Source organism: Bradyrhizobium sp. Leo170 (assembly GCF_004296405.1).
Classification (GTDB): Bacteria; Pseudomonadota; Alphaproteobacteria; order Rhizobiales; family Xanthobacteraceae; genus Bradyrhizobium.
Map to the genome: position 1 here is coordinate 1 of NZ_PSRR01000310.1, position 10,274 is coordinate 10,274.

The window sequence follows — 10,274 nt, forward strand, 5'->3', positions numbered from 1 at the left end:
TGCGCTCTACCCATCCTACACGCTCCCATGCGAGCCTACGCTACGCCCGCGCGCAGGAAGTCGTGGAAATGCACGATGCCGACCGGCTTGCCGGCGTCGACGACGATCAGCGCGGTGACCTTCGAGGCGTTCAGCAATTCCAGCGCTTCGCCGGCCAGCGTGTCGCGGCCGATGGTCTTCGGATTCTTGGTCATGACGTCGTCGACGACGGCGGTCATCAGGTCGGAACGCATGTGGCGGCGGAGGTCGCCGTCGGTGACGATGCCGACGAGATGGCTGCGGCGGTCGACGATGCCGACGCACCCGAAACCCTTCGAGGTCATCTCGACCAGCGCGTCCGACATCCTGGTGCCGAGCGGCTTCAGCGGCACGGCCTCGCCGGCATGCATGAGATCGCGGGTATATTTCAGCATCGCCCCCAGCTTGCCGCCGGGATGCAGCACGCTGAAATCGGTCGAGGTGAAGCCACGGCCTTCCAGGAGCGCGATCGCCAGCGCATCGCCGAGCGCCAGCATCATCAGCGAGGAGGTGGTCGGCACCAGATTGTGCGGACAGGCCTCGCGCGCCTTCGGCAGCGTCAGCGCGATATCGGCGGCCTTGCTCAGGCTCGAGCCCTTTTCCGCTGTCATCGCGATCACGGGAATGCCGAAGCGCGCGGCGTAAGAGATCAGGTTCTTCATCTCCGGCTGCTCGCCGGACCATGACAGCGCCAGGATGACGTCGTCGGCGGTGATCATGCCGAGGTCGCCATGGCTCGCTTCGGCGGCATGGACGAAGAATGCCGGCGTGCCGGTGGAGGCAAAGGTCGCCGCGACCTTGCGGCCGATATGGCCCGACTTGCCGAGCCCGGTGACGATCAGCCGTCCCTTGGCGTTGCGGATCATCTCCGCCGCAGCGGCAAAGGGCGCGCCGAGGTCGGACCGCAGCGCGGCGTCGATCGCGGCGACACCGCTTGCTTCCGCCTCCAGCGTCCGCAGCGCCGATTGCACGGCGGCATCAGCGGGCTCGGTGTCCGACGATTTCGGCATCAGCGGTTTGGGCTTGGCCATGTCTCTTTCCAGAGAGTCTGTTTCCAGGGAGGAGGGGCGGTGCGCCCAGAGCGCCTCCCTTAGCACGGCCGGCCGCGGGAGGCGACGCAGCCAGCCGCTCTCAACGAGCCATTAACCATAATTGTTTTAACTCCATTAAGGACGTTCTCGGCCCCGTTCCGCGTTTGCCGTGTAAGTCAAGGAATTTGTTGAGGTATTTCTATCGTGGGACGAGGGCGAGCAAGGGGCCGGGCTGGGCGCGCGCGCTATTTGCGCGCGCCTGTTGTGTGCCTTGCCGCGCTCGCGCTGAACGGCCCCCTCGCGCAGGCCCAGACGGTCACGCCGGACCTGTTCAGCCCGTCGCGCACTACTCAGGTAGCGCCGCCTGATTCGCCCCTGCGCAGGACCGCGGCTGAGCTGGCCGATCCGCTCAACGATGCTCGATTGCGTGACCGGGATCGCGATGGCCGCGCGCCGTCGCGCATTGGCCAGGTGCCGTCTTACGGCCTGCCGTCTGCGAACGGCGCCTCGACCTCCGGCTATGACTCGCTCAACCGCAAACGCCAGCAGCCGAAATATTATCCGGCGCAGGCGAGGCCGAAACCGCCGCCCGGCCCCGGGACGCCGCCACCCGCGCCGCCGCCGCGGAATCTGGCCGGACAGTTGCGCCTATCGATCCCGCCCTCGGACACCGCCAACAAGCCGCCGGTGCCGCCGGCGATGGCTGGCAATGTGGTGGGCCAGCCGCCGCGCAAGCGGCTCAGGATCGACGACGATCCGTTCGGCGCGGTCGGCGACTATGCCGGCAGCTTCCTGATCAAGTCCGCGGTCGAACTCAGCGCCGGCTATGAAACCAATCCCGGCCGGCTGTCGGTGCAGCAGGGCTCGCCGACGTACGTGATCGCCCCGGAATTCCTGGCGGTGTCCAACTGGGAGCGCCACGCGCTGGTCGCGGACCTGCGCGGCTCCTTCACCGGCTACACCCAAAACCTGACGCCGAATGCCGACGGCACAGCGCTCTCCGCGCCGCTCGATATCGATCGCCCCAACTTCATCGGCCATATCGATGGGCGGCTCGACGTCACCCGTGACACAAGGCTGCTGGGGCAGGCGCGGTTGCTCGTCTCCACCGACATCCCCGGCAGCCCGAACGTGCCGGCCGGCCTCGCCAGATATCCGATCTACACCACGCTCGGCGGCACCTTCGGCGTCGATCAGAATTTCAACCGTCTGCAGGTCTCCGCCGGCGCCACCGTCGACCGCACCGATTACCAATGGTCCAGGCTCACCGACGGCTCGTTCAGTTCGAACGACGACCGCAACTTCAGCCAGTATGGCGGCGTCGCGCGCATCAGCTACGAAGTCAACCCCGCGGTGAAGCCGTTCGTGGAAATCCAGGGCGACAGCCGCGTCCATGATCTGCGGCTCGACCGCTCAGGCTTCGCGCGCGATTCCGCGGGCGGCTATGCAAAGGCCGGCTCGTCCTTCGAGTTCTCGCGGCTGTTGTTCGGCGAAGTCTCGATCGGCTACGCCGCACGCGACTATCAGGATCCGCGGCTGAACCGGCTGGACGGCCTGCTCACCACGGCATCGCTGACCTGGACCGCGACGCCGTTGACGACGGCGAAATTCTACTCCGACACTCAGCTCGCCGAGACCACGCTGCCGGGCACATCAGGCGTGCTGGCGCGCACCTACACTGTCGAGGTCGATCACGACTTCCGCCGCTGGCTGACCGCGATCGGCAGGTTCACCTACGGCACGCTCGACTATCAGGGCGACAACCGCCTGGACAAGATCTACTCGCTGTCAGGCGATCTCATCTACAAGATGACCCGCAGCCTCTGGATCAAGGGCACCGTCCGCCACGACATATTGGACTCGAGCTCGCCAGGATCGAGCTCGCAGTCGACGGTCATGCTGCTGGGGGTCAGGGTGCAGAACTAGGCGGCGCCCTTATCGCGGCAGATCCGTCTTGCCCATCAGGAACGTGTCGATCGCGCGTGCGCAGAGGCGGCCTTCGCGGATGGCCCAGACCACCAGCGACTGGCCGCGGCGCATGTCGCCGGCGGAGAAGACGTTGGGCAACGAGGTCTGGTAGTCGCTCGTATTGGCGCGGACGTTGCCGCGCTGGTCGAGCTCGACCGAGAGCTGCTTCAACAGGCCATCGTGTACGGGATGCACGAAGCCCATCGCCAGCAGCACCAGCTCGGCGTCGAGTTCGAACTCGGTGCCGGGCACCGGCTTGAACTTGTCGTCGACCTTGATGCAGTGCAGCTTCTTCACCTTGCCGCCAGTGCCCTCGAATTTCTGGGTTAGCACGGCGTATTCGCGGATCGCGCCTTCGGCCTGGCTCGACGAGATCCGCATCTTCAACGGCCAGTTCGGCCAGGTCACGCCCTTGTTCTCGCGCTCGGGCGGCGCCGTCATGATCTCGAGCTGGGTCACGGACTTGGCGCCCTGGCGCAGCGAGGTGCCGATGCAGTCGGAGCCGGTGTCGCCGCCGCCGATCACCACCACATGCTTGTCCTTGGCGAGGATGTCGGTCACGCCGTTGAACGACTCGCCGGAGACGCGGCGGTTCTGCTGCGGCAGGAAGTCCATCGCGAAATGGATGCCGTCGAGGTCGCGGCCGGGGATGGGCAGATCGCGCGGGGCTTCCGCGCCACCGGTCAGGGCGATCGCGTCATACTGGCTCTGCAGATCGCTCGGATCGATCGCGCCGGGGGCGTCGCCGCCGACCTGGGCACCGTAATGGAAGGTGACGCCCTCGGCCTCCATCTGCGTGACGCGGCGGTCGATGATGTCCTTCTCCATCTTGAAGTCGGGAATGCCGTAGCGAAGGAGGCCGCCGGCCTTGGCATACTTCTCATAGACATGCACGTCGTGCCCGGCGCGTGCGAGCTGCTGCGCGCAGGCCATGCCCGCCGGGCCGGCGCCGATCACCGCGACCTTCTTGCCGGTCTTCTCGGCCGGGATCTCCGGCTTGAGCCAGCCATTGTCCCAGGCGCGATCGACGATCGCGCATTCGATGGTCTTGATGGTGACCGGGTTGTCGTCGATGTTGAGCGTGCAGGAAGCCTCGCACGGCGCCGGACAGATACGGCCGGTGAATTCAGGGAAGTTGTTGGTCGAATGCAGGTTGCGCGAGGCTTCTTCCCAGTTGCCCTGATAGACGAGATCGTTCCAGTCGGGGATCTGGTTGTTGACCGGGCAGCCGGGCGTGCCCGGCGCAACCGATCCGGTGCCGTGGCAATAGGGAATGCCGCAGTTCATGCAGCGCGCGGCCTGATCGCGGAGGTCCTTCTCGCTGAGCGGAATGACGAACTCGTGGAAATGCTTCAGCCGCTCGGTGACCGGCGTGTACTTGCGGTCGTGCCGCTCGATCTCGAGGAAACCTGTGATCTTTCCCATTAAGCCTGAGGCCCCTGCACCCTGGTTCGTCTTGTTTCGTTCGTCATTGCGAGGAGCGATAGCGACGACGCAATCCACCTGTCCGCGGACCGAGTTTATGGATTGCTTCGCCGCGCTCGCAATGGCGGTCTTATAACCTTCCGTGATTACGCTCCGATCGCGATTTTCGGCTCGGCGTCGGCGTTCGCCTTCATTTCCTTCAGTGCGCGACGGTACTCGACCGGCATCACCTTGCGGAACTTCGGCAGCCACGTCTTCCAGTCCGCCAGGATCTCGGCGGCTTTCCTCGAGCCGGTCAGCTTGGCGTGCCGCGTGATCAGCACATGGAGCCGTTCGACATCGGAATCAAGCAGGTTCTGGAACACGTCGACCTGCCCATGCGCCTCGAGATCGCCGGCATGGTGGTAGGTGGCGGCGTTGATCATCTCTTCCGACAGCACCGGTTCCAGCTCGACCATCGAGAGGTTGCACAGTTTCGGGAAGTCGCCGGCCTCGTCCAGGACATAAGCGATACCGCCTGACATGCCCGCCGCGAAGTTCCGGCCGGTCTTGCCGAGCACCACGACGATGCCGCCGGTCATGTATTCGCAGCAATGATCGCCGGCGCCCTCGACGACAGCGACCGCGCCCGAGTTGCGCACAGCGAAGCGCTCGCCGGCGATGCCGTGGAAGTAGCATTCGCCCGCGATCGCGCCGTACATCACGGTGTTGCCGACGATGATCGACTCCTCCGGTACGATGCCGGAGATCTTCGGCGGCTTGACGATGAGGCGTCCGCCGGAAAGGCCCTTGCCGACATAGTCGTTGCCTTCACCTTCGAGCTCGAAGGTGACGCCCCTGGCAAGCCACGCGCCGAACGCCTGGCCCGCGGTGCCCTTGAGGCTGACATGGATGGTGTCGAGCGGCAGTCCTTCGTGGCCGTAGATCTTCGCCACCTGGCCCGACAGCATCGCGCCGGCGGAACGGTCGGTGTTGTTGATCTCCTCCTCGATCCTGACAGGCGCGCCACGGTCGAGCGCGGCACGGGCCTTCTCGATCAGGCGACGGTCGAGCACGGCTTCCAGATGATGGTTCTGGGCTTCCGAGCGGTAGATCTTCTGGCCCTTCTCTTCCTTCTGCCGCACGAACAGCCGCGAGAAATCGAGCCCCTTGGCCTTCCAATGCGCGACCAGCGAGGTCTGGTCGAGCATCTGGGTCTGGCCGACCATCTCGTCGAACTTCCTGTAGCCGAGCAAAGCCATGATCTCGCGCACTTCCTCGGCAACGAAGAAGAAGTAGTTGATCACGTGCTCGGGCTGGCCGGTGAAGCGCTTGCGCAGGACCGGGTCCTGGGTCGCGACGCCGACCGGGCAGGTGTTGAGATGGCACTTGCGCATCATGATGCAGCCGGCCGCGATCAAGGGTGCCGTGGCGAAGCCGAACTCGTCGGCCCCGAGCAGCGCGCCGATCACGACGTCGCGCCCGGTGCGGAAGCCGCCGTCGACCTGCACCGAGATGCGGCTGCGCAGCCGCTCGCGCACCAGCGTCTGGTGGGTTTCGGCGAGCCCGATCTCCCACGGGCTGCCGGCATGCTTGATCGAGGTCAGCGGCGAGGCGCCGGTGCCACCTTCGAAGCCTGCGATCGTCACGTGGTCGGCGCGCGCCTTCGCGACACCGGCGGCAACCGTGCCGACGCCGATCTCGGAGACGAGCTTGACCGACACGTCACCGTCCGGATTGACGTTCTTCAGGTCATAGATGAGCTGCGCCAGATCCTCGATCGAATAGATGTCGTGATGCGGCGGCGGCGAGATCAGGCCGACGCCGGGCGTCGAATGGCGGACGCGGGCGATCGTCGCGTCGACCTTGTGGCCGGGTAACTGACCGCCTTCGCCGGGCTTGGCGCCCTGCGCCATCTTGATCTGCATCATGTCGGAGTTGACGAGATATTCCGTCGTCACGCCGAAGCGGCCCGAGGCGACCTGCTTGATCGCCGAGCGCATGGAATCGCCATTCGGCAGCGGCTTGAAGCGATCGGATTCCTCGCCGCCTTCGCCGGTGTTGGACTTGCCGCCGATCCGGTTCATCGCGATCGCGAGCGTGGTGTGCGCCTCGCGTGAGATCGAGCCGAACGACATTGCGCCCGTGGAGAAGCGCTTAACGATCTCCTTGGCCGGCTCGACCTCTTCGAGCTTCACCGGCTTGCGCTTTTCTTCCGCCGCGGTCTTGATCCGGAACAGGCCGCGCAGCGTCAAGAGCCGCTCCTGCTGCTCGTTCAGGATCTTGGCGAAGGCGCGATAGCGCTCGAGCGAGTTGCCACGCACGGCGTGCTGCAGCGCCGAGACCGACTCGGCGGTCCAGGCGTGATCCTCGCCGCGGGTGCGGTAGGCGTACTCGCCGCCGACATCGAGCGCGGTCTTGTAGACCTGCGCATCGCCAAACGCATCGCCATGCCGCCGCGCGGTTTCCTCGGCGATCTCACCCAGCCCCACGCCCTCGATGCGGGTGTGCGTGCCGGCAAAATACTTACCGACGAAATCGGCCTTCAGCCCGACGGCGTCGAAGATCTGCGCGCCGCAATAGGACTGGTAGGTCGAGATGCCCATCTTGGACATCACCTTGAGGAGACCCTTGCCGATCGACTTGATGAAGCGCTTGACGATCTCCTTGTCGTCGAGCCCGCCCGGCAGGCGGCCCTTCATCGCGATGATGGTCTCGAACGCGAGATAGGGGTTGATCGCCTCTGCGCCGTAACCGGCGAGGCAGGCGAAATGGTGCACTTCGCGCGGCTCGCCGGATTCGACCACGAGGCCGACCGAGGTGCGCAAGCCGGTGCGGATCAAATGATGATGCACGGCGGCGCAGGCGAGCAGCGCGGGGATCGGGATCCGGTCGGTGCCGGTCATGCGGTCGGACAGGATGATGATGTTGATGCCTTCACGCACCGCGCCTTCGGCACGCGCGCAGAGCTCATCCAGCACCTGCTCCATGCCGGCCGCGCCGAAGCCGGCGTGGAAGGTGGTGTCCAGCGTGCGCGACTTGAAATGCGTCTCGGCGACGTCGGAGATCGAGCGGATCTTCTCTAGATCCGCATCGGTCAGGATCGGCTGGCGCACTTCGAGGCGCTTGGTGGAGGCGAGCCCCTGCAGGTCGAACAGGTTCGGCCGCGGCCCGATGATCGAGACGAGGCTCATCACGAGCTCCTCGCGGATCGGGTCGATCGGCGGGTTCGTCACCTGCGCGAAGTTCTGCTTGAAGTAGGTGAACAGCGGCTTCGGCTTGTCCGACAGCGCCGAGATCGGCGTGTCATTGCCCATCGAGCCCGCGGCTTCCTCGCCGGTCGCCGCCATCGGCGTCATCAGGATGTTGATGTCTTCCTGCGAGTAGCCGAATGCCTGCTGGCGGTCGAGCAGCGGCAGGTTCGAACGCACGCTCTTGGTCGGCGCATCCGGCAACTCTTCGAGCTGCATCTGGGTGCGGGCCAGCCAGTCGCGATAGGGATGGCTCTTGGCCAGATCGGCCTTGATCTCGTCGTCGGGAATGAGTCGGCCCTGCTCGAGATCGACGAGCAGCATCTTGCCCGGCTGCAGCCGCCACTTGGTGACGATCTGATCCTCCGGGATCTTCAGCACGCCCATTTCGGACGCCATCACGATGCGGTCGTCTTTTGTCACCAGATAGCGTGCCGGGCGGAGCCCGTTACGATCCAAGGTCGCGCCGATCTTGCGGCCGTCGGTGAACGCGATCGCGGCCGGGCCGTCCCACGGCTCCATCATCGCGGCATGATATTCGTAGAAGGCGCGGCGCTCTTCATCCATCAAGGGATTGCCGGCCCACGCTTCCGGAATCATCATCATCACCGCGTGCGGCAGCGAGTAGCCGCCCTGCACCAGGAATTCTAGCGCGTTGTCGAAGCAGGCGGTGTCGCTCTGGCCTTCATAGGAAATCGGCCACAGACGGCTGATGTCCTTGCCGTAGAGCTCCGAATGCACGGAAGCCTGCCGCGCCGCCATCCAGTTGACGTTGCCGCGCAGCGTGTTGATCTCGCCGTTATGCGCGATCATGCGATAGGGATGCGCCAGCGACCAGGCCGGGAAAGTGTTGGTCGAGAAGCGCTGGTGCACCAGCGCCAGCGCGCTCGCGAAGTCGTCCTCGTGCAGGTCGGGATAATACTTGCCGAGCTGATCGGCCAGGAACATGCCCTTATAGATCACCGTGCGGCACGAGAATGAGACCGGGTAGTAGCCGGCCATGCCGCGATCGCGGCGCTGATAGATCGCCTGCGAGATCGACTTGCGCAGGATGTAGAGCCGGCGCTCGAACTCGTCCTCGGTCTTGCCGACGCCATTGCGGCCGATGAACACCTGCAGGTGATAGGGTTCGGTCGGCCTCACGGTGACGCCGAGGGAGGAGTTGTCGGTCGGCACGTCGCGCCAGCCGAGCAGCTTGAAGCCCTCGTTCTTGATCTCGTCGGCGATGATGCTCTTGATGACGTTGCGCCAGGCGGCGTCGCGCGGCAGGAACAGCGCGCCGATTGCATAGTCGCCCGGCTGCGGCAGCTTGAAGCCAAGCTCGGCCGCCTTGCGCGCGAAGAAAGCGTGCGGGATCTGCACCAGGATGCCGGCGCCGTCGCCGGCGCGCGGATCGGCGCCGACGGCGCCGCGGTGCTCGAGGTTGCAGAGGATGTTCAGCGCGTCGGAGACGATCTGGTGCGAGGGCTTGCCCTTGATGTTGGCGATGAAGCCGACGCCGCAGGCATCCTTCTCCAGGCTCGGGTCGTACATGCCTTCGGCTTTGGGACGCCAATCGTGTTCGCGCGCCGGTTCGTCCGCTTTCGAGGCTGCGGTCGCCGACAGCGTTTCTGTCACGATGGTTTCGCGCTCGAATTCCGACCCGCTCATGTTTCCTCTCAAATTAAGGCTAAAGGGCCTCATGGTCGTTGGCGCACCTTGGGCGTTGCGGCACCCATCGGGCCACCGCTCGTCCTCCGCGAGCCGCAATGTCCTAAATCAGGCGAGGAGCGTTCAACGTCCCTGAGGAACGGCCTTGCCCGCAGCATTCTCGGAGCCCGAAGGGCCGAGTTTCCGTTGCAATCCCTATGCCGGGACTGCCCCGCGATTAAGACAGCTATACTGTCCTAACTCCGACCTTGCCAAATTTTTTTCTATCACACAAGCGCATGAGAGTCCTCGTCCGCATGTAGTTTTGCGTGGAGCGCGGCGGGAGGGCCGCCCCCGATTTGAAGCAAACGCGCCGTGATCCGGCCCAAGGACCGCCGGAATTGCCGATGAAGTTTCCTGCGGGCACCAGAGAGCAAAAATGCTCCACGCCCAGCGTCTTACAGGAGCTACCGGTGATGAAGCTGTTTACGGGATGGGTCTTGTCTGCGGGGCTCGTTCTCTCGGCCCCGACCGCCAATGCGCAGTTGCTGGCGCCCAATCACGTCGGAAATCCGTCGATCGTGACCGTGTCCGATTTCGACGGCCCGTATGCGGCGATGCCGCCGGAAGTGCCGGCGCCGCGTTATGGGCCGGCCTACGGACCGGGACCGGGGCTGCTGCCGCCGATCGAAGTCTACGCCGTGCTGCGCGAAAACGGGTTCCTGCCGCTCGGCATCCCGCGGCAACGCGGGCTGGTCTACACGATCGCGGTGATCGAGCCTGGCGGGAGCGACGGCAGGCTGGTGATCGACGCGCGCAGCGGACGCATCATCCGCTTCATTCCGGCCGACGGGATGGATGACGATTACCGAGGTGATCTGAGCGGCGCCTATGGCCCCGCCGGACCGTTGCCGCCGGCAACCCCTGTTCGCAGCAGCGTGCCACGGCCGCCGGCACCCATTCCGCATGTGGC

4 protein-coding genes and 1 pseudogene are annotated in these 10,274 nt (G+C 65.3%); 2 read left to right on the top strand and 3 right to left on the bottom strand.

Going from position 1 to position 10,274, the window contains the following annotated elements; translation table 11 throughout:
* Positions 1-35 precede the first annotated feature (35 nt).
* Positions 36-1,049, bottom strand: coding sequence for a KpsF/GutQ family sugar-phosphate isomerase (locus CWO89_RS34410; protein WP_130582908.1), 1,014 nt, complete (start codon positions 1,047-1,049; stop codon positions 36-38).
* A 204-nt stretch (positions 1,050-1,253) separates the two neighbouring features.
* Here CWO89_RS34410 and CWO89_RS34415 point away from each other — a divergent pair, with 204 nt between their 5' ends.
* Positions 1,254-2,975: an outer membrane beta-barrel protein gene (locus tag CWO89_RS34415; RefSeq protein WP_130582909.1), complete on the top strand. Its 1,722-nt coding sequence runs from the start codon at positions 1,254-1,256 to the stop codon at positions 2,973-2,975.
* A 9-nt stretch (positions 2,976-2,984) separates the two neighbouring features.
* Here CWO89_RS34415 and CWO89_RS34420 read toward each other — a convergent pair whose 3' ends face one another.
* On the bottom strand, positions 2,985-4,442 hold the full coding sequence (locus CWO89_RS34420; RefSeq protein WP_130582910.1) for a glutamate synthase subunit beta: 1,458 nt from the start codon (positions 4,440-4,442) through the stop codon (positions 2,985-2,987).
* Positions 4,443-4,588: 146 nt separating this feature from the next.
* On the bottom strand, positions 4,589-9,322 hold the full coding sequence (gltB, locus tag CWO89_RS34425; RefSeq protein WP_130582911.1) for a glutamate synthase large subunit: 4,734 nt from the start codon (positions 9,320-9,322) through the stop codon (positions 4,589-4,591).
* 455 nt (positions 9,323-9,777) lie between these two features.
* On the opposite strand from gltB, the pseudogene CWO89_RS34430 reads away from it, so the two are divergent.
* A pseudogene (locus CWO89_RS34430) lies at positions 9,778-10,274 on the top strand (hypothetical protein); the annotation flags it as partial.

What these genes read in the sequence shown, in the direction of transcription:
- CWO89_RS34410 (WP_130582908.1), bottom strand. Translation starts at nt 1,049, where the DNA reads ATGGCCAAGCCCAAACCGCTGATGCCGAAATCGTCGGACACCGAGCCC.
- CWO89_RS34420 (WP_130582910.1), bottom strand. Translation starts at nt 4,442, where the DNA reads ATGGGAAAGATCACAGGTTTCCTCGAGATCGAGCGGCACGACCGCAAG.
- gltB (WP_130582911.1), bottom strand. Translation starts at nt 9,322, where the DNA reads ATGAGCGGGTCGGAATTCGAGCGCGAAACCATCGTGACAGAAACGCTG.